This is a genomic window from Treponema sp. JC4 (genome assembly GCF_000260795.1).
Lineage (GTDB): Bacteria > Spirochaetota > Spirochaetia > Treponematales > Treponemataceae > Treponema_D.
The window spans coordinates 19,936-40,938 of the sequence record NZ_AJGU01000004.1 but is presented as its reverse complement, the minus strand read 5'-3'; the positions used below and the strand labels follow the sequence as shown (position 1 = coordinate 40,938).

Sequence of the window (21,003 nt, the reverse complement as noted above, 5' to 3'; positions counted from 1 at the left end):
AAAAAGCTTTTGCGGAGAACCGTAATTTGCTCCGCCAGCTTTTCGCTCGCCGCAAGCTTTGCTTGCTCTGTAGGCAGTCTACGCGTTGTATGCCCCGCATCGCGAAAAAAGCGTCGCAAATCACGAACCTCCGCAGCGCTTTTTTCTTGACTAGGCACTCACCCTTTTAATTAATTCTGTAGGCAATTCAAGATTCAGAGCTGCCTCGCCCTGACCTGCCTTGCCGCTCACAATCAGTTCTACCGCCTTACAGCCCATGCCCTGCTTCTGAACGTTTACTGTAGTAAGCGGCGGCGTGATGTAAGACGAAGTTTCCAGCCCGTCTATACTTATTACGGCAACCTGAGCCGGAACAGAAATGTTGAGCTTATTCAGGTGGCAGAGCACACCGTAGGCAACTTCATCTGAACCGCAGACAATGGCGCGCGGAAGATGACCGCTTTTCTGTATTTCGGCAACAGCTTCATATCCGCCGCCCATATCAAAAGCTCCGTAAACCTGACACTTTGAAACAAGCACATCTTCAATGCCGTCTACACGGTTATCAAGTTCCCCGATATACGAAAGGTCAGTGTAGCCTTTATGAATGACATATTCGGCAGCCTTTTTTGCGGCATCGCGGCGGTCAAAGCTTACACTTGAAAGTCCGTCAAACTTCCAGTCCACGCAGACAATTTTTTTGATACGTTCTTTCATGCGCTGAACAAGTCTTGTATCCTCGGCGCCCTTAATGCACTGGTCAGTGGCAATCAAAATCAAACCGCCGATTTCTTCTTCATGAATCAGCTCATTAAACAAAACAGGATCTTTAAACTCTTCAAAAAAGCGGATAAAAGCGACTTTAAAATTATTTTCGTGGGCAGCAGTATGGATTCCAGCCAGAATCTCCGCATAATAAGGCCGTCTGAACATATCAGGGTCTCGAAGCACAACGCCTATCCGCTTGGAAGCAAAAGCAACTTCCCCCTGCTGCAAAACCTGAGCCGCCTTGTTGGGGCGGTAACCCAGCCGGTCAATTACTTCAAGAATACGCTGGCGGGTTTCGGGCGCAACAGAACGACCTTCCGTTCCGTTTATAACGTAACTTACCATGCTTCTGGTAACGCCGGCTTCCCGCGCAACATCGTTTTGTGTAACCTGTTTATTTTCCATATGCAAACTCTATAAGATTTATTCTACCTTATAAAGCTCCACATCGTCAAAGTTTCCCCAGTTTCCATTGTTTGTATCAAGGAAAATCTGCAGGGTAAGTTTTTCTTCTTTTACAGGAATCTTAATTTTATACTGCTTCCAGTTCTTCCAGCCTGTATTTACAATCTCTGTTTTTACAAGCTTATTTCCATCAAAACCAACCGCCCGAAGACTGATTTCGTTTTCTCCGCCGCCACCCATAGCCCAGATGGAAGCTTCGTATTCTCCATTTTCAAGGCCTGTAAAGGTCTGACTCAAAGTTGATTTAAAGCCTTTACCCAGCCAGTATTTATAAGTGTACTTTCCGCTGTGTGCATTTCCTTTATTATCTTCAATAAAGCAGGCAGCCGGGTCACCATCAAGAGTCCACTTTCCAAGCTTTCCGCTTTCAAAAGAATTATCCTCTACAAGATTAACTCTTGTGCTTACAGTAACCTTTGCCACAGGAGTAAAATCTGTACCGCTGATTACCCCCTTCAGATACACTACATTGGCTTTTTTCTCTGATTTCCAGTCGTGTTTTTCCCAGACAACCTGAATCTTATTTTCTTTGTCATTTGTAAACAAAACCTTAGCGAATTTTGGAAGTTCAGGCTCTTTTCCCGGAGTTGTTGTAACTTCAATTGGCTCGCCAAGGGCGTATGGCAAAAAGCCGCTTCCATTTGAAGCAGAACCGCCCCAGGCATTTTTTATCTGGCCTTTACCGCCTGCAAGATTCCATACCGAAAGAGAAGGAAGGGCTCGGCCCTTAAAATCAAACATTCCCTGATTTTCCCAGGTGTCGCCTTCTGTCTTAGAAAGCCCGGCACCCTTTACAGGAATCCAGGCCGGCTCCCAGTAGAAAACGCCCAGTCCATTAGGTACAGCGGCTACCACATTCATTACATCACGGATTGCTGTTGCCTGGCCCTGAACGCTTGGAAGGTAACCTTCATTTTCGCCGCTGTAAATCTGGAATACATTCCCCTGAGCATCCCCGTCATCCTCTGTAAAGGCATAAGCAGTTTCCATAACGCAAAGCTCTTTTCCATAAACCTTGCTCAAATCATTCATGTTCTGCTTAAGCTGGGCAGTCGAGCCATGCCAGTAGTTATAGTAAGAAAGACCGATTACATCAAAATCAATTTTAGCCTTTGTTACCTGGTCAAAAACAGTGTGATAAAGTCCGTTATCACAGCCGTCTGCAAGATGAACTACAATTTTGATTTTCTGGTCTTTTCCCAGAACCTTATCTAAAAGAGAGCCCTGGGCACTTCTGACACCGCGGGAAGCCGACTGCAAGAGTTTTGTAAAGCCTTCAAAACCGCCGACCTTTTCTCCCTTATCGCCCCAGATTTTTCCGAGCGGCCACATAAATCCGTTGTTAAGCTCGTTTCCAATCTGAACCATATCAGGACGGGCACCGGCAGCAATAAATTTTTTAAGAGATTCACGGGTAAAAGTTTCTACAGCTGCATTCAGTTGCTTTTCATTCAAACCTTTCCATTCTTCAGGCATATACTGTTTTGCAGGATCTGCCCAGAAATCACTATAGTGGAAATCAATCAAAAGGTTAAAACCGGCATCTTTGGCTCTTTTTGCAAGGGGGATATCAGTTTCTACGCTGTTACTTCCACCACCGTTTACAGGATTATTCCAGACCCTAAGGCGAATCCAGTTTACACCGTGGTCTTTTAGAATTTTAAATAAATCTTCTTCTTTGCCGTCATCGTTATAAAATTTTCCGCCGGCCTTTTCTATATCAGAAAGCGAACTGATATCCACTCCGCGGATAAAATCCTCCGTAATGCCTTTTACAGGTTCAACAATAATATTCTGCTTTACCGCGTCTTCTGCCGGATGAGCCTTTGCAAAAAAAGGTGAAATTAAAAGCAGCGATGAAATAAAAGCAAAAATAATCTTTTTCATAAATCCTCCAGATTATAAACAATAATTTACACGTGTTGATTAATATCACTAATTATGAGGCAGAAATGTAAATCCGTCAAATATTAAATATGAGTTTCAATGAATTTTTCAAAATCCACCTGACTCAAAGGACGTGAATAGAGATAGCCCTGAACACAGTCACAGTCGATTACACGGAGGAAGTCGCGCTGGCTTTCAGTTTCAACCCCTTCAAAAACGGTCTCTTTATCAAGGCGCTTACTCAAACCGATAAAGGATTCAATAAAGGCTGCCGAACGTCTGTCAATTTCGCCGTTAGCATTTGTAGAAGAAAGCAGGAAACTGCGGTCAAATTTAAGAACATCAATAGGCACCTGGGTCAGCATGGAAAGGGAACTTTCGCCGGTACCAAAATCGTCCATGGCAACAGTAAAGCCGTTTTGATGCAGACGGGTGGTAATTTCTGCAAGAATACGGTTTTCGGCAAAGGAACGCTCAATAATTTCAACCTGAATATATTTTGCAGGAACATTGTATTTATTAAATACAGCAAGAAAATCTTCCATGAATTTTTCAGGCTTGTTGTGGTTTCGGCTCATATTTACGCTGACCTGAACTACAGGATGTCCAGCACGTAAGCGGGCATCAAGGAACTTCAAAACTTCTTCATAAACAAAAAAGTCTACCTTAGTAACAAAGCCTGTACGTTCAAAAAGAGGAATAAAATCATTTGGCGGAATTACACCCCGTTCCGGATGCTGCCAGCGGACAAGTGCCTCGGCTCCAATAATTTTTTCATTCTTCAGGCTGATTTTTGGCTGATAAAGTACAAAAAATTCATGATTTGCAAGAGCCTTTTCTGACTGACTTTCCAGGAAATATTCCGTCTGAATGCGCTTAAGGAATTTTGAATCGTAAATTGCATAAAGCAGATCACCCTCTTTATGAAGGTTCTTTTTTGCAATTGAAGCCTGATTAATCAAAACGTGAGTTGAAATTCCCTTATATTTTTCTTCCGGCAGATGAAAGGCAAGTCCAAATTTAAGGGCAAAAGGAATTTTATAGGAATCGGTAATATTGTATTCCTTTCTTGCAATCATCTTAAATACGCGCATGGCCTGCTGTACCGAAGTAATTTTGAAAAATATAAAGAAATGGTCGCTGTCTCCACGGCAGCAGACACCCTGATTTTCATCTGCAACCTTTTTTACTTCGCGGGAAAGAAATTTCAATATCTTTTTAAGTTCTGCATCCCCATGATTCTGACTGATAAACTTGTAACCAAGAATATCTATATCAAGCAGGAAGAATTTCGCTTTTTTATGACGGGCAATCATCTTATCTGCTTCATGCTCAAAGCGGTCCAAACTCCACAATCCGGTAAGAGGATCAAAATCAACGAAGATAAGGGATTTTCTCTGGAATAATTCAATTGTCATAAACTCGCCGAAGAAGAGGGTAAACAAAAGAATAACACAGCAGAGAATTGTTATGATATTTATAAGAAGGCGCTTACGTTCAATTACCAGCATATTTTCATCAGGAAGGGTAAAACACAGAACCCAGCCAGGAGATTTTATATAACTGTAGAAAATAGTAACTGGTATTCCATTTTCATCACGGAAACTTTCTATTCCGGATTTATTTTTTGCAAGAGTTGTCGTAGCAATACGGATATAACGCTTATCATCCTGGGGGTAAGAATGGGAAATCATCTCATGATTTTTATGGATAATAAATTTTCCGTATTTATCAATGATACTGATAGACCCCTTTTGAATAATATTTGCATTCTGGAAAATTTCTTCAAACTGATACAAATCTACGGCACAGCCATAGCCGCCTTTTAGCCTTGCATTCTTATCATAGACAGCCTTTACCATCATAAAAATGTACTTGCCGTCTACTTTTGAACTTTGAGCTGCAGTAATAAAGCTTTTTGAGCCTGAATAGACAATTGCATTATAGTAAGCCCGGTCTGTAACATACTGAGTGTTTCCGTGAATATCGGTAGCGACACCTTCAAAATCAAAATAAAATACATCAAGAAATTCCGGCGGTATTTTACTCTTATTCTTATTGATGTGATAAATAATATCTAGGGTAGTACCCTTTGAAAAAATTTCTTCATCATAGAGAGAATCAAGGGCACCAAAATAAGTATTAAGCCTTTCATTCGCAAGTTCCGCATAACCATCCGCAATCAACTTGGTCGTTTCAAAGGAATTCCTGCGGTAAAAGGACATGATTTTCTTAGAGAAAGTTGAGGTAACAAGTACAATCAGAATACTGGCAACCGCAGAAAGTACAGCTGTGAAAATATATTTTATGACCTTCGGATTCAGCTTATTTCCCATAAAACCTCAACAAATAGTTTACACCATGTTTTGATATAAGAGAAATCTTTTTATGTGATTTTTTAACAATTAATTATAAAAAATCAGGCTTCGCTCTGTAAAAATAAGGCCTTAATATCTTCTTTATGCTTTTTACCCTGAACGTCTGTCGGTAATTTATCCAGAAAACGCCATTTTTTTGGAATTACGACATTTTCAAAATACTGCATCAGATATTTATGGAAGAATTTGTTTATTTCAAGCTTTTTGCAGTCTGCAAATTTTGCCTTTCCCTGGGCATTCAGTTCAATTGCAGCCGCAAGATACTGGCGTCTGTCTTCCATGGCAATAACCTTTACGTCGCTTACAAGTCCGCTGTCAAGAATACGGTTTTCAACTTCCGTCATGGAAATGCGTTTTTCTTCTATTTTTACAATGGAATCGCTGCGGCCTTTAAGCAGGAAGCGTCCGTCTGGCAGCATTTCTGCAAGGTCGGCAGTTGCAAAGCCTTCAGGATTTTTGATATATGGAGAAATAATGCGGAGACAGCCGTCATCGCCAAGCCAGATTTTTGCATTATCAAAAGGAGTCCATTCCTGGCCGTTTTTACTGCGTCTCCAGGCAATTCCGCTGGTTTCTGTAGAACCATAAACTTCAACCGGCCAGAAGCCAAAAGTACGGGCAGATTTTTCTGCAACTTCGTAGGTTAAAAGTCCGCCGCTGGTGAAAATGAAAGAATCATTAAGCGGGAGTTTTCCCTCAATTTCTACGCTACGCTTTAAGAAGGCAGGGGTCGCAATAATCATATATTTATCATCATTGAGAGTTGCAAATTCTTCCGGGAATTCAATGCGCTTACGTCGGACAGGAACTCCAAGAGTAAACGGAAGGGAAACCGTAAACAAAAAACCGTAAATATGATGCTGGCTTACAGTGGCAACAAGCTTTCTACTCAAAAACTCTTCGCCCCACTTTGAAATGATAAAGGCATTATCAAGTTCAAACTCGGTCATTCGCTGCTCAACACCCTTAGGCTTACCGGTACTTCCCGAGGTAAACATAATGATTTTTGTGCTGTCTGCATCAATTATAGGGGTATTTCTGATTTCTCTGTCTTCAGGCTGAGCGCTGGCCTTAAGAATTTCACGGATATCTTCTGCCCCGGAAACCTTCTGATCTGTAAAAAATCCGATTTCGTCTGTCCAGATTTCCTTCAAAAATCCTTCGGTAATATTCTGGGTCAAAAGGATAGTTTTTTTACACTGAAGCAGGGCCACAAAAGTTACAGTAAAAAGCCAGTAATCCTCGCAGTGCAAAATCCACTTTTCTGCAGGACTGGATCCAATAAAAGCCCTCATTTTTGCAGTCGCCTTCAAAAAATCAAGCCAGGTTTTATATTTTTTATCGCTCCATTTTCCTTCAAAACTGATGATGTGATCATCGCTGAAAGATGAAGCGTTAAATTTCGTGATTGGATGTGTTTTTGACATTTTTTTATTTACTCCCTTTCTTATTATAAACTCAATTCCAAATAAAAGCCCCATTAAAATGTAAGAAATTCCCCCGTTATAAAGGACCCAGACCTGCTCGCTTGAAAAAAAGGCCGTATAGAAAGAAATGCTGCCGTTTACAATAAAAAAAATGCACCAGACAATGCAAACGTTACGGCAATAATGTTCCACTTCCTTATGCTCCAGCGAAGAGGGAATGCTGCGGTCAGAGAGGCAGGCAAAACGATATATTATATTGGGAGGAAAAATCAGGGTTGAACCAAACATTACAAGCATCATGACGCTGATTACAAGGGCATACATGCGCAGAAAAACCGTCTGATTAGTTAAAAAGCAGGCGATTCCCGCCGCCATCAAAAGGCTTGCCGTAATTAGTGGTTTAATAGAAAAAGACGAAGCCCTTTTGCTGACTTCCCCGGTAGAACTCAAAAAGAAAGCCAGCGCAAGAACTATCACGCAAAGAGAAATAATTCTTACCGGTAATTTAAAAATCACAAGAAAAGTAAAGATAACTACCGGATAGAGCGCTGAAATAATGTAAAAAAGTATTTTAATTAGCTTCTTCACGCTTTGCTTGAATAAAGGCTGCAAGAGAATCTACACTTGCAAAATAGTTTCGGTTTTCACTATTTTCAGAAGAAAATTTTACACCGAACTTCTTTTTAAGGGCAACGCCAAGTTCAAGAGCATCAATTGAATCAAGTCCAAGGCCTTCACCAAAGAGTGGTTCTGAATCCACAATGTCTTCAGGAGTAACGTCCTCAAGCTGCAAGGAAGTGATAATTGTCTCTTTTATCTGCTGTTTCAATTCGTCCATATATTTAATTATATACTCAAAGCAAAGTTTGGGCAAACACAGTTCTATCTTTTTACTTTTTACATAAAAGACAGTATAATATTTGTACTTTGAATTATAAGCCCGGTTTTATCATTCCGGTTTACAGACACGGTTCAACTATTGAAAGTGTTGTGCAGAGCCTTTTAGCCTTCAACTTTCCCATTATTATCATAGATGATGGAAATGATGAAGACAACAAGGCAAAAATCCTGGAATGTGTAGAAAAATATCCTCTGGTTTCTCTTGTATCCTACAGCAAAAACGCAGGAAAAGGCCTTGCTATGAGCCGGGGTGTAAAAAGAGCCCTTGAACTGGGACTTACACATGTTTTTCAGATTGATGCAGACGGCCAGCATGATGTTCAGGCCTGCAAAAAATTTCTTGAAGTAAGTGAAAATAATCCTGCCGCCCTCGTAAGCGGTTATCCTGAATATGACTCTTCCGCTCCATCCGCAAGAAGAAACGGCCGTAAGTTCTCCTGCCTCTGGGTAAAGATTGTAAGCCTTAATTTTACACCAAAGGATGCCCTCTGCGGCTTTAGAATTTATCCCCTTGAACCTTATGCCCGTCTTTTACGACATCACGCTTTAATTCACCGCCGCATGGGCTACGACGCAGATATTCTGGTTCATTTTTTATGGCAGGGAGTTCCTGTCCTCAATCTGCCGGTAAAAGTTTCCTATCCTAAAGACGGCATTTCTAACTTCCGCATTGTAAGAGATAACCTCAGCATTTCCTTTACCTTTACACGTCTTTTCTTTGGAATGCTTCTGCGGCTTCCAAAACTGATTTATTTCGCAGCAAAAAGGCAGAAAAAGAGCGTTTAGTTTATGGAAGAAAACAATACTGCCAGCTGGAAAAACATCAAGGAAGTTTCAAAATCGGGGCGTTCTATTGCCTTTACGGCTTTTTTAGTCCGCATTTTTCCCCACCGCGTACTTGTGGCATTAACCCGTTTTGTTTCTCTTTTTTACTGGGCCTTTACAAAGTGGGCAAGAAATTATTCCTACATCTATCAAAAAAATCTGATTGATTTTTCAAAAAATCTTCCCGACTACCTGAAGGGAGCCGATATTTCAAAGCTGCCTGCCCGACCCAACACCTACCGCCATATAGCATCCTTTTCAACCTGTCTGGTAGAAAAAATTGAAGGCTGGACTGGAAAAAGCAGCATGGATTTTATTGAATTTGCAAACGGAAAAGTGGGAAACACGGGACTTGTTGCAAATAATGAAGAGGTCAGAAGTCTTTTAAAAAGCAAGAAAGGCTGTATGCTTATCTGCTCTCATCTGGGAAACATTGAACTTTTCAGAAGTATATTAAGCTTTGGAACAGAGGACTTTAACCGTCAGATTCCGGTTACAATCATCATGGATCAGAAGGTAACCCAGAATTTTAATAAGCTGATTGGCAATCTGAATGAAAATGCAAAAATGAATGTAATTGCTTCCGACGACATTTCCATGGCAACTATAGGAATCATGCAGGACACAATCGACCAGGGCGGCCTTGTGGTAATATCAGGCGACCGGGTTCCGGCAACAAACACCAGCCGCAGCCTTGAAGTAAGTTTTTTAGGAAAGCCTGCAAAAATTCCTTACGGGCCATTTTTAATCGCTGCCCTTCTAAACTGTCCGACCTTTTTCATTTTCTCTATGAGAAAGCAGCAGAAAGGCTTTGATCCGACCTATATCGTCAATCTGATAAAATCAAAAATAACTTTTGACGGTGGCCGCAAGGAAAGGGAAGAAAAAATCAGGGAACTGGCAAAGGATTATATGAAAATAATAGAAGAGTTTTGCCTGAAATACCCCTATCAGTGGTATAATTATTTTGACTTCTGGAGTTAATTATGGACTTTTACGTAAAAAACGAAATCACTTTTCCAGTGGAATTCTACGACGTTGATACAATGCGGGTAGTCTGGCACGGAAACTATGTAAAATATATTGAAAAAGCCCGCTGTGCCCTTCTTAACAGTGTAAACTTCGGTTATCTGGAAATGGAAAAATGCGGAACCGCCTTTCCTGTTGTAGACATGAAGCTTAAATACGTACGCTCACTCAGATTCGGCGATACAGTCCGCGTTATTTCCTATCTTACAGAATACGAAAACTGCATCAAAATCAAATATGAAATTTACAATGCAGAAAGCGGAGAACTCTGCACAAAGGCAGAAAGTACCCAGATGGCCATGAGCATTGCAACAAGCGAATCTTCTATTGTATGCCCGCAGATTTTTATTGATAACGTAAAGAAATATATGGAAGGAAAATGAAAAAAATACTTCTTGCCCTTATTTTAAGCCTTTTTGCCGCAGCTTCAGTTTTTTCAGCCTCCTTTGAAGAAGCCTGCATAGTCCTGAGCCCGGAAGAAAAGATTTCCGGAGACTTTTTACAGAAAAGGACGATTGCCGCAAACGGCCGCAGCCTTAAATCAAGCGGCATTTTTACTGTAGGAAAGGGCGAAATAATCTGGCAGACACAAAAGCCTGTAAAAAACACCGTAAAAATCACAGAAGGAAAAATCACGACCTTAGACTCAAAAGGAAAAGAAAGCATTCTGGACAGCAGCCAGAGTCAGGTTTTTACTTTGATTTCAAAGATGATGGCAAGCCTCTTTGCAGGAAAGCGCAGCGAACTGGAAGAATATTTTCTGATTGATTTTGACGGAAGCCTTAATGATAATGCCTCTTTATGGAAGATGACGCTGACTCCCCGCGATTCTACAATTTCTCAGACAGTCAGCAGAATAATCCTTACAGGAAACCTTGATTATATGCTTTCAATGGAAAGCATTCTTGCAAGCGGCGACTCAATCCTTTATGAATTTTTGAACCATGAAAAAGCATAACCTTGCTCTGATTTTATTTCTTCTCATTCATCTGGCTGCCTTTGCCGCCTTTGGAATTTCTGCGGCCTGCGGACGTTTTTTTATCACTTCAGATTTATTTTCCATGATTCCCAATGCCGCTTCCTCTCAGGCCCTGGAAATAGCAGACAAAAAGCTTAGCGGAAGCAGCGGAAAAGCTGTTTTTATTTTAAGTCAGAGCCAGGATTTTCCGGCAGCAAAAAAAAATGCGGAAGAGGCTTACCGGGCGCTAAAAGAAGAGCCTGCCTTCCCGGACTTTTTTGAAAGCCTTACCCTTTATGCAGATTCCCAAGGCTATGCCGGAGTTTCTGATTTTCTGGATAAATACCGCTGGAACCTGCTTGCCCCCCAGAGTGCCGCGCAGCTGCAGACTGAAGAAGGCCGCGCAGACTTTGCGGAAGAGGCGCTGACCAATATTTTCGGAGGATTTTCTCTTGCCAGCCTCGATAAACTTGAGGAAGACCCTTTTTTTCTGGACGAGACCAATCTGAGAACTTTTCTGCAGCTGCTGGAAGACAGCGGCACTAACATGAGCTTAAGGGATGGAGTGCTGGCCTGCGAGTGGAAGGGGGACTGGTTTGTAATGCTTCAGGGGCTGCTCACAGACAAAGGTGCCGCCCTTGCCAAAAAGAAAAACGGCATCCAGCTGATTTATGATGTCTGTCTGCCGCTGGAAAAGGAAGCTGAACTTTCCGAGGCCCCAGCCCGCTTTGTTTTTTCCGGCACACCTTTTCACAGCCACAAAAGTTCGACAAAGGCAAGCCGGGAAATCACTCTCATAAGCGTCATCTCCCTTCTTGCAGTTCTTGCCATGCTGATTATTACCTTCAGAAATCCCCTGCCAATTGCTGCCGCCTTTACTTCAATTTTAATTTCAATTGCCTTTGCCTTCAGCGTAACTTCAGCTCTTTTTGGTCACCTTCACGCGCTGACTCTGGTTTTCGGCACCTCACTGATCGGCTCCTGCATCGACTACAGCCTTCACTTTTTTGTAAACTGGAAGGCCAACCGGGAACTTCACAGCGGAGAGGAAATCAAAAACTTTCTTAAAAAAGGCCTGACTCTTTCTCTTGCCAGCACAGAGCTCTGTTACTTCCTTCTGATTTTTGCCCCCTTCACTCTTTTGCGTCAGATGGCTCTTTTTTCTTTTACCGGCATTCTGTCTTCCTTCCTGACCGTTTTATGGGTTTATCCCCTTTTCAAAATTCAAGATGATGATAAAAGATATATTCCTCTTTTCAATATTGCAAATCCGCCCGCATGGCTTCGCAGGGTCTTTCTTGTAATTTTAATTTTGCCAGCAGCCTTAATTGCCCTAAATCTCAAAAGCCTTCATATAAAAAATAATCTTTCTAATCTCTACAAAATGCAGGGCCGCCTTAAAGACGACACAATTCTTGCCAGTCAGGTAGTCAACTATACTCCATCCAGCTGGTTTGTTCTTGAATCCGACACAGAAGAAGAACTTTTGCAAAAAGAGGAAGCCTTTGCTGCAATTTACGAAAGAAAAACCGGCAAGCATGGCAGCCTCAATAAAAAATACATCTGCACTTCCCGCCTGATTCCTTCAGAAAAAAATCAGCGCCTTTCTATAGAAGCCTGCACAAACCTTATAAGCTCGCCAGAATGTATTTCTCAGTTTGAAATCCTTGATTTTGAAAAGCCTGAAAAGCACCAGAAGGAAATCCTGAAAGATATGGGAAAGGCAGATTTTATAAAGCCTGAAAGTCCTCTCCCACCACAGCTGGAAAAAATTGTAAAAATGCTCTGGCTTGGAAAAATAGATGAAAAGTTCTATTCGGTTTTTATGCCGACAGAAAATTTGCCTGCTGAAAGTTTAGAAAGCCTTGCAAATCCCCAGGAGGGCATTTTTTATGTAAACAAAGTCGCCCAGATTTCAGCCGGCTTAGACCGCCTTTCAAAAATGATTTTAATTATGTTCGCAATTGCCTACATCATCATTCTGATTGTTCTGCGACTCTTTTTTAATTTGCGCCAGACCTTAAAAATTGCCTCAGTTCCTCTTTTCAGCCTGCTTGCAATTCTTGCTGTCTTTACGACAAGCGGCAGTCCGATAGACTTTTTCTGCATAACAGGAATTATTCTGGTTTTTGGACTGGGAATTGATTACATAATTTACATGACCCAGCACAAGGGCGGCCGTCTGGAACGCACCGCAATAATACTTTCTTTTTTGACCACTGCCATTTCCTTCGGTGCTCTGGCCCTCAGTTCTTTTGTACCGGTTCATTCAATTGGTCTTGCAATTTTCACAGGGCTTACCGCAGCCTTTATTGCCACAATGCTGTAAGCTGACCGGCACAAATAGAAAATTTCATTTAAAAAACCTTTTCCTGCTTGTCTTTTCCTACCAATCCTTTATACTGATATCATGAAGAATATCCGGATTAATCCGGAGAGAGTTTTCTTATTTTTTTCATCAGTATTTCTGCTTGTTGCTTTTCTAGCCAGCTTAGTTTTACCCCTCAGGTATAAGACTTTAATTACCTCTCAGACAGTTGTTACTGTTACACATGCAATTTGCTTTTCTCTTTCTATTATTACACTTATAAAGCCGATAATTGCGCTTGAAGTTATTATTGTGCTCAGCGAAAGTGTACTTACTATGATGACCGGCTATTCTCAGTTGGGAGTTTTTCTTTTTTACGCCCTGCTGATTTTGATGTTTGTAAAAGAGCAGTTTAAAACTCACCCTGTTGCGCGCATTTTACCAATTGTAATCATTCATGCCCTTTCTATCCTTGCCTGTGCAAAACTGGGCTGGGTTCACGTTTTTCTGGGCTTTGCTTCTTCATTTTTTTACATGGCATTTTTCTACTGGATTTACGATATTCTGCGAACAAAACTTGCCTGCTTTTTACCGGCAGAAACAAAAAGCAATTCGGTGATTAAAGAAAAGCACGGAGAACCTCTTCATCTGACTGATTATAAGCTTTCTGAACGTCAGATGGATTTTGTTCTGGATAACCTTCACGAAAACTGCACTTACAAAGATTTGAGTGAAAAATATTTTGTAAGTCTTTCTACCGTAAAAAAAGAGTTTTCTATACTGTTTAAGATTTTTGGTGTAAAAAATCTGGAGGAACTGCACCTGCTTTTATTGCAGTACAAAGTTAGCAGATAAGCAGGTGCTTATGTTTTAATTGCTTCTTGCCATTCTACCTTCGAAGGTAGCAAAGAGTTTTGTTAAACCAAGTGTCAAAATCAAGTAGATGATTGCGCAGGTAAGAAGCGGAATCCATGCATTGTAGGTTGTGTTTCGAATCATATCGCCGGATTTTGTAAGGTCGGTAACGGCGATAAAGCTTGCAACAGAAGTTTCCTTAATCAAAACAATAAATTCACTTGTATAAGTTGGAAGAACGGCCTTCATTGCCTGTGGAAGAACGATTTTTGAAAGGGTCTGCCACTTGCTCAAGCCAAGAGAACGGCCTGCTTCTGTCTGTCCGTGGTCTACGCCCTGAATACCGGCACGGAAAATCTCTGTACAGTAGGCACCAGAGTTAATTCCATAGGAAATAATTGCAACCAGAAGTCTGTCCCAGCCCAGCGGTGCAAAAACAACAAAATAAAAAATCATCAGCTGTGTTGCAAGCGGAATACCACGCAAAACAGTTGTGTATACAGTAGCAACAGCACGAAGAATTTTATTATTTGAAACCTTCATCAGGGCAAAAGTACAGCCCAAAACAGTTCCGATAAGTATTGCGAAAAAAGCAATTAAAAGTGTGATTTTCAGACCGCTTAAAATCAAAAGCCAGCGCTGGCCTGCAATCATTGTGTCGTATATTGATTGAAACATAGATTTAGATTATACCGGATTTTGCGGTTAATAGGAAGTTGTGTCAGTTAGGGCTGGAAGAAGGCATTTAAAAAGGCAAAAGCGGCGCGAGGGAGTAGAGCATGGGGCAAAAACACTCTGATTGTGGAGGTCGCGAAAGCGACCTGTCCTATAGTTTCTTTGCCACAATCAGCGTGTAGCGCCTTATGGCGCGGTTTTGAACCATGCTCTGCGACCGGAAGCCGCTTTTGCCTTTTTGGAAGGTTTATTTGCGAACAATAATAACCTGTTCAGAAGCAAAATATGGTTCAGAGAAATCTACGTTCTTTTTGCGTTCTTCTGTAACAGACATACCTGCAGCGATGAAATCAATTGTTCCTGCCTGCAATGCTGGGATAAGGCTGTCGAAGGCCATATCTACTACTTCAAGAGAAGAAGAAGCTTTTTCAGCAATTTTCTGACCCATAGTGATATCAAAACCTACGATGTCAGTTCCTTCAACGTATTCAAACGGTGGGAATGCAGCATTTGTTCCGAGCTTAATTTTTTTAGCGCCTTTTGCATTTTTTGCAGCAGGAATTGTGATGTTTCCGTCTGCAGGCATAAAGGCAGCAACAAGAGCTTCGTAATCGCCGTTTTTCTTCATTTCGGCAATTGTAGCGTTGATAGTATTCAAAAGGTCAGTGTTACCCTTTTTGATGGCAATAGCATATTCTTCTTTGTTTGCAGCAAAATATGGATCGCGGATAATCTTAAGTTTAGGATTGCGTTTTACAATCTGCTGAGCAGGAAGTTCATCAAGAACAACTGCATCAATAGCGCCATTCTTCAAGTCCAAAGCAGCATCCATACCGCTCTTGAAAGATGAAAGTTTTGCACCAGGAACTTCTTCCTGAACATAAAGTTCACCTGTTGTACCGGCCTGAACACCAATCTTTTTTCCTTCAAGATCAGCAACAGAATTGATTTCAACTTTTTTAGGTTTAGCAAAAGCCATACCAGAAATCACAGCTGTCAAAGCAGCCAAAGCAACGATTTTTTTCATGTGTTCACTCCTCTAAAACGTGATGAATAATTTTAACAATATTAAAGAACTTCGACAATATTAAATTTCCCGTCTAAAGTTTTCCTGCCGCTGCTACTCCGTCCATGGCGCTGGAAACAATTCCACCTGAATAGCCGCTGCCTTCGCCGCAAGGATAAAGATTTTTAAGCGCCGTACATTCAAAAGTTTCTTTATCACGGACAATTCTTACAGGAGTACTTGTTCTGGTTTCCATTGCAATCATAAGAGCATCAGGACAGATAAAGCCTTTCATATTTTTATTTATCTGGCGGAAACCTTTTGCAAGGCGGTCAGCAATAAAATGAGGAATCCAGGTGTTTAAATTTGAACTTACAAGGCCTGCTGTATAACTTGAAGGCGGTAAATCTTCCGATTTTTTATTGTCCAGAAAGTCAGAAAGTCGCTGAGCCGGGGCTGCCTGACCTTTTCCGTTTTTGAAGGCAAGTTTTTCAAGCTCGGTGCGGAAGTAAAGGCCTGCAAGATCAGGACAGCCTGCTTTTTTAGCCTGTTCCTTAAACTTCTGCGGAATATCTTCCGGACGGACTTCTACAACAATTGCCGCATTTGACCACTTGGAATTGCGGGCAGCGGCAGACATTCCGTTTACGACAATTTCGTCCGGTCCTGAGGCAGAAGGAACTACAAAACCGCCCGGGCACATACAGAAGGAATAAACTCCCCGCTCATCCACCTGGGTTGTAACACGGTATTCCGCAGCGCCAAGATTTGCATCAAGTTTTCCGTGATACTGAATTGCATCAATCAAAACGCGGGGATGTTCCACGCGGACTCCAACTGCAAAAGTTTTTGCTTCCAGAGCAGATGGGGCTGCCTTTGCAATCATCTGGTAAATGTCTCCGGCTGAATGACCGGTTGCAAGAATTACGGCATCGGCACAAAAATCAGCAGTCTGGCCGCTTTTTGTGTTCTGGGCACGAACTCCCTTCACAACTGCTTTTGCCCCGCCATCATTTTCAGTAATCAACTCTGTAACACGCGTATTAAAATGGAATTCTCCGCCAAGTTCCAAGATTTTTTCCCTCATATTGTTGATTACCTGAGGAAGTCTGTCTGTTCCAATGTGAGGATGGGCATCTGTAAGGATTTTTTTGTCTGCTCCAAAGTAATTAAAAATCATCAGAATCTGATTGATGTTTCCCCGCTTGTTACTGCGGGTATAAAGCTTGCCGTCAGAAAAGGTTCCGGCACCGCCTTCGCCAAAGCAGTAGTTTGAATCTGGATTTACATTGTCTTTTGTACTGATCTGCGCAATATCCCGCTTGCGCTGGGAAGTTTCTTCACCGCGTTCAAGGATTACGGGTTTTATGCCCTTTTCCAGAAGTTTAAGCGCTGCAAAGAGTCCCGCAGGACCACTTCCTACTATAATAACTGATTTTTTTCCGTCAGCATGCTTCCATTCCGGGAGTTTATCTTCGGCAGCTGCCTCTGCACTTTCTCCAATAAATACATTATAGCGCAGGTGCAGTTTTACCTGACCGTGGCGGGCATCAATGGATTTTTTTACAAAAAGTGACTCGAACTTTCCGCCCTTTTCTGCAAGTTCCTTTGCGGCCGGGGATTTTTTTATCTCCGCAGTAATTTTGGAATTTATGATTTTTGGGTTCTGCTCTTCATCCGGCAGAACAGTAATTGTTATCTGAGTTTTCATAGGGGTATTATAACTGTAATTGAAAACGGGAACAACCTTCCCCTACAAAAGCTTAACGCAGCCGAAAGGCGTGTCTTCCCAAGCCAGAAAGTCTGTGATGATTTTATCGGCTTTTGGGGAAACTTCGCGAATTCTGCGTACTGAACCGTCCGAAAGCTGAACCAGCGGATTAATATAGCGGAGTTTGACCCTTAAATTCACGCAAAAATGACCGGCGAGCTTGCCTTGAGAATGAACTATGGAGGTCATTTCGCGGAAGGTGCGATAAAGAGACCTGAGTTGTTGCGAGCCGGACATCTCATCATCAATCTTTTTTATTATTTCTGCTTCCGAAAGGGTCATAAAATCTTCTTCGCGGACAATGCCTTCTTCCACCGCCAGGTTCATTATCTGACCCAGCATGTGCAGGCAGAGCTTGTCTTCGTTGAGCTGGAGAATGTGACCAATCAGGCAGAAATGCCCGGTATATTCGGTGGCAATTTCGGGAGTCGCGAAGCCAAGCTCGGGAAGGCCCTCTTCATTTGTAAGCACGCGTAAATCGCCGTAAGTGCGGCGAATTTCCTCGTAAGTCCAGCTGCCGTCCAGAGCCATACCGCTGGGGTACATGTATTCAAGGCGGTCGGCACTGAGCTGAGGGATTTCGTTGTCGGCAACCGGATAATTGTGATAGTCGCAGACCTGGTCGGCAGTAAGTCCGTCAGCGGCAAGAAGGCGGGCAAGCTGGGCATCGTTTCTGATAAGCAGTTCGTTCGGCTCTTCGGTGGCAGTCTGGGTCAGGGCGTCTCCTTTTCGGAAGTCGGAAACGTGGCTGAAAACCGGAGTCGAAACATCGTGCAAAAGTCCTGCAAGAGTCTGCGCCTTGTCGTGGGTAAAATGCCAGATAATCAGGGCAACGCCCACGCTGTGGTCAAAGCGGGAATAATAAAAGCGGTTGCGGTAAAGCTTCGTCCAGTCGGTGCCGCACAAAAGCCCTATTCCCTTAAGGCGGGTAAGCAGGGGCAGCTCAAGGTAAGGAGTCAGGAAGGCCGGATAGTCAGCACGGGGACAGAGAATTTCGTGATAGTCGGCGACGCTGTAGCTGCGGGGCGGATTACGCTCCAGCATGTAGTTCCACGTGTAAGGTTCAAAGAAGTTAGGCATTGTGTACCACAATTTTATTGTAAGGAATTTCTATTTTCGCCTCGTCAAAAACTTTTTTGATGGCAATAAAGGTTTCGTTTTTTACGGTAATAAAATCCGGATTATCAAACCAGATTACAAGAGTCAGTTTGATTCCGCTGTCTTCAAAGGCTTCAATCCAGGCGTTAGGAACCGGGTCAGTGCGGGCAGTCGGACAGAGAGCCGGCGCTTTTTTCAGGGTTTCAAGCGCAAAGGCAAGGTCACTTTCGTAGGCTACGCTCACGTTTATCAAAAGGCGGCGGTAAGAATTGTAGGAATTATTCGTCAAAAGTGAGTTTATAATAGAAGAATTCGGAATGCGAACCATCTGATTGTCGTAAGTGTGAACGCGGACAGATAGCAGACTGATTGCATCAACTACGCCGGTAATTCCGTTTATGATGATTGTGTCTCCAAGCCGCAGGGATTTTTCGCTCACAATAAAAAGCCCGCTTATCAGATTGCTCACAGAAGTCTGGGCCGCAAAACCAAGGGCTACTCCGGCAATTCCTGCCGCTCCCCAAATGGCAGAAAGCTTGATTCCAAAAAGACTGAGCACATAAACGACTACCGCAAAATAAAAGCAGTAGCGCACAAGCCGCTGCAAAATTGAACGTCTTTCATCGCTCAGCTTGTCTTCCGGAATATTTTTTATAAGTTTTTTTAGAATTTTAAAGGCTATCAAAATAAGAAGAAGAACAATAAAAACTTTTACAATAAAAAAAGCATTATGAATGGTAAAGGAAGTTTTGAACCATTCGGAAATAAATTTTCCAAGCGCGCAAAAATCGTTTTTAATTGCAGTTATTTCTTTTTCCATAAAAATTCCTTATCGGGCGTTCCCGCCGCAAGCGGCGGTCGGCGCTTCCGGGCTCCACTACGTTCGGTGCTTCGCACAGAAAGGCCTTTGGCCTTCCTCCCTCCAGTGCCTAACGTGTTTTTTCATTATAACATTTACATAAATCACTGACTATGCATTCGCTGCACTTAGGATTTCGTGCCGTGCAGACATAGCGTCCGTGAAGCAGAATCCAGTGGTGGGCATGCTGTAAAAATTCCGTCGGGATTCGTGACAGCAGAGAGGCTTCCACCTGCTCGGGAGTATTGCCTTCCGCAAGCCCGATTTTTGGCGCAACGCGAAGCAGATGAGTATCTACGGGCATTGTCGGCTGGTGAAATACCACGTTCAAAACTACGTTTGCCGTTTTTCTTCCAACCCCGGGAAGTGTCATAAGCGCCTCCCGCTCACCCGGAACTACGCCGTCAAAATCTTCTATCAGCTTACGGCTTAGCCCGATAAGGTGCTTAGCTTTGTTTTTATAAAGCCCGATGGATTTTATGTAGGGAATAAGCCCTTCTTCGCCAAGTTCAAGCATGGCACGGGGGTTGTCTGCAACTTCAAAAAGAGGCCTTGTTGCGATATTAACAGATTTGTCCGTTGCCTGCGCGCTCAAAACCACCGCCACAAGCAGGGTATATGCATTTTTATATTCCAGCTCCGAAGCAGGCTCCGGATTTTCTGCCTGCCAGCGCTTCATTATTTCTGTAATTTCTGCTTGAGAAAGAAGGCTCATGTCCACCACTCTACCACAGAAAAATCAGACTTACCAGCAATATTTTTCTTGACGACATAAATTAATTGCTTTTTTCTCTGTTGTTTCAGAAGAAGCGGTATTTCACAATTTATTTGTGAAAATCAAATTCCTATAATATAATTTTATAAGGAATAATTCCTGCTTTTTAGAGGTTCCCTGCCTGATGTTAGAGTTTAAGCCGCTTCTTCTTGAAACAAAAGCATTTCTTGATCCTTTTTTCGTTCAGTATGGGGAAGGCTCCTGTCAGCATTCCTTTGCAGCCGCTTATTGTCTTCAGGAAAAATACGGAAACCTTTATGCAATAGCGAATAATTTTCTCTACATTCTGCGCCAAAACCGCTGCACCCCGAATGAAGAGACTTATCTTTTTCCTCTGGGAAATCTCGCTGACGGTCGTATCGCCATAGATACACTTCTTTCTGAGGCTCACCAGAAGGGAAAGAAACTGCTTTTTGAAACAGTCACCGAAAAAGCAAAGAACTTTCTTGAAGAAAATTATCCGGGACACTTTTATATAGAAGAAAAACGCGATAATGCGGAATACATTTTCAACCGCGAAAATCTTGCCGAGCTTAAGGGTAAGGAATATGAAAGCAAACGGTGGGAAGTGCATCGTTTTCAAAAAGAGTTTGAAGGCCGCTACTCAATAGAAGAACTTACGCCTTCATATTTTGATGAGGTAAAAAGCTTTTCACGCAAGTGGTACGACGATTTTTATACCGAAGAAACCAACGCTCAGCTTCGTGCGGAAGAAAAAGCTTTGGACAATGCCCTGAAACATTTTTATGAACTGGGTTTTAAGGGACTTGTGATTTTAATAGACGGTAAGATTGCCGCTTTTGAATATGGAACGGCATTAAATCAGAATACTTATGATGGTTTTGTAGAAAAAGCAAACCGTTCCTATAAGTACATCTATAAAATGCTGAATAATACGGTTGCAAAACGCTGCCCGGCCTCAATTAAATGGCTTAATTGGGAAGAAGATTTGGGACATGAAGGACTTCGTAAAATGAAATTATCCTACAGGCCCGAATATTTTCTTAAAAAATATCTTGTAAAAGAGAAGGACTAATAAA

18 protein-coding genes are annotated in these 21,003 nt (G+C 42.2%); 7 read left to right on the top strand and 11 right to left on the bottom strand.

The genetic code is table 11. The annotated features are described in order from the left end of the window. Positions 1-150: 150 nt before the first annotated feature. From MSI_RS03400 to MSI_RS03380, 5 genes are all read right to left on the bottom strand, one after another. Positions 151-1,152 (bottom strand): LacI family DNA-binding transcriptional regulator, encoded by a 1,002-nt coding sequence (locus tag MSI_RS03400; protein ID WP_009103736.1) that lies wholly within the window; start codon positions 1,150-1,152, stop codon positions 151-153. A gap of 18 nt (positions 1,153-1,170) precedes the next feature. Further along, a complete protein-coding gene (locus MSI_RS03395) occupies positions 1,171-3,099 on the bottom strand; it encodes a glycosyl hydrolase 53 family protein (protein ID WP_009103734.1) in 1,929 nt (642 codons plus the stop codon). 83 nt (positions 3,100-3,182) lie between these two features. After that, positions 3,183-5,435, bottom strand: a complete 2,253-nt coding sequence (locus tag MSI_RS03390; protein ID WP_009103732.1) for an EAL domain-containing protein — start codon at positions 5,433-5,435, stop codon at positions 3,183-3,185. Between the two features lie 83 nt (positions 5,436-5,518). Next, positions 5,519-7,420 (bottom strand): AMP-binding protein, encoded by a 1,902-nt coding sequence (locus tag MSI_RS03385; RefSeq protein ID WP_237706482.1) that lies wholly within the window; start codon positions 7,418-7,420, stop codon positions 5,519-5,521. A gap of 55 nt (positions 7,421-7,475) precedes the next feature. Beyond that, positions 7,476-7,742, bottom strand: a complete 267-nt coding sequence (locus tag MSI_RS03380; protein WP_009103728.1) for a phosphopantetheine-binding protein — start codon at positions 7,740-7,742, stop codon at positions 7,476-7,478. A gap of 89 nt (positions 7,743-7,831) precedes the next feature. On the opposite strand from MSI_RS03380, the gene MSI_RS03375 reads away from it, so the two are divergent. The 6 genes from MSI_RS03375 to MSI_RS13835 all read left to right on the top strand — a co-directional run bounded on the left by MSI_RS03375 (position 7,832) and on the right by MSI_RS13835 (position 13,779). Then, positions 7,832-8,590 carry a glycosyltransferase family 2 protein gene (locus tag MSI_RS03375; protein ID WP_009103726.1) on the top strand — a complete coding sequence of 253 codons (759 nt, stop codon included), beginning with the start codon at positions 7,832-7,834 and terminating at the stop codon, positions 8,588-8,590. A 3-nt stretch (positions 8,591-8,593) separates the two neighbouring features. Next, a complete protein-coding gene (locus tag MSI_RS03370) occupies positions 8,594-9,613 on the top strand; it encodes an acyltransferase (RefSeq protein ID WP_009103724.1) in 1,020 nt (339 codons plus the stop codon). Positions 9,614-9,615: 2 nt separating this feature from the next. Then, entirely contained in the window at positions 9,616-10,041 is a 426-nt protein-coding gene (locus tag MSI_RS03365) for a thioesterase family protein (protein ID WP_009103722.1), read from the top strand. Beyond that, entirely contained in the window at positions 10,038-10,616 is a 579-nt protein-coding gene (locus tag MSI_RS03360) for an outer membrane lipoprotein carrier protein LolA (RefSeq protein WP_009103721.1), read from the top strand. The genes MSI_RS03365 and MSI_RS03360 overlap by 4 nt, the downstream gene beginning before the upstream one ends. After that, positions 10,603-12,945 carry an MMPL family transporter gene (locus MSI_RS03355; protein WP_009103719.1) on the top strand — a complete coding sequence of 781 codons (2,343 nt, stop codon included), beginning with the start codon at positions 10,603-10,605 and terminating at the stop codon, positions 12,943-12,945. The genes MSI_RS03360 and MSI_RS03355 overlap by 14 nt, the downstream gene beginning before the upstream one ends. A gap of 81 nt (positions 12,946-13,026) precedes the next feature. Continuing rightward, the gene (locus tag MSI_RS13835; RefSeq protein WP_009103717.1) at positions 13,027-13,779 is read left to right on the top strand and encodes a hypothetical protein; all 753 of its coding nucleotides are present in this window, start codon (positions 13,027-13,029) and stop codon (positions 13,777-13,779) included. Positions 13,780-13,794: 15 nt separating this feature from the next. Here the strand turns inward: MSI_RS13835 and MSI_RS03345 are convergent, their stop codons facing one another. From MSI_RS03345 to nth, 6 genes are all read right to left on the bottom strand, one after another. Continuing rightward, positions 13,795-14,457, bottom strand: coding sequence for an amino acid ABC transporter permease (locus tag MSI_RS03345; RefSeq protein WP_039924150.1), 663 nt, complete (start codon positions 14,455-14,457; stop codon positions 13,795-13,797). Positions 14,458-14,701: 244 nt separating this feature from the next. After that, the gene (locus MSI_RS03340; protein WP_009103714.1) at positions 14,702-15,481 is read right to left on the bottom strand and encodes a transporter substrate-binding domain-containing protein; all 780 of its coding nucleotides are present in this window, start codon (positions 15,479-15,481) and stop codon (positions 14,702-14,704) included. Between the two features lie 73 nt (positions 15,482-15,554). After that, the gene (locus tag MSI_RS03335) at positions 15,555-17,171 is read right to left on the bottom strand and encodes an NAD(P)/FAD-dependent oxidoreductase (protein WP_009103713.1); all 1,617 of its coding nucleotides are present in this window, start codon (positions 17,169-17,171) and stop codon (positions 15,555-15,557) included. Positions 17,172-17,213: 42 nt separating this feature from the next. Beyond that, on the bottom strand, positions 17,214-18,311 hold the full coding sequence (locus MSI_RS03330) for a hypothetical protein (RefSeq protein ID WP_009103711.1): 1,098 nt from the start codon (positions 18,309-18,311) through the stop codon (positions 17,214-17,216). Further along, positions 18,304-19,149 (bottom strand): mechanosensitive ion channel family protein, encoded by an 846-nt coding sequence (locus tag MSI_RS03325; RefSeq protein ID WP_009103710.1) that lies wholly within the window; start codon positions 19,147-19,149, stop codon positions 18,304-18,306. The genes MSI_RS03330 and MSI_RS03325 overlap by 8 nt, the downstream gene beginning before the upstream one ends. Positions 19,150-19,258: 109 nt before the next feature. Further along, positions 19,259-19,903, bottom strand: a complete 645-nt coding sequence (nth, locus tag MSI_RS03320; RefSeq protein WP_009103708.1) for an endonuclease III — start codon at positions 19,901-19,903, stop codon at positions 19,259-19,261. Positions 19,904-20,087: 184 nt separating this feature from the next. Between nth and MSI_RS13830 the strand changes: the two genes are divergently transcribed. Next, complete coding sequence (locus tag MSI_RS13830) at positions 20,088-20,999, top strand: DUF2156 domain-containing protein (protein WP_009103706.1); 912 nt, start codon at positions 20,088-20,090, stop codon at positions 20,997-20,999. Positions 21,000-21,003 lie beyond the last annotated feature (4 nt).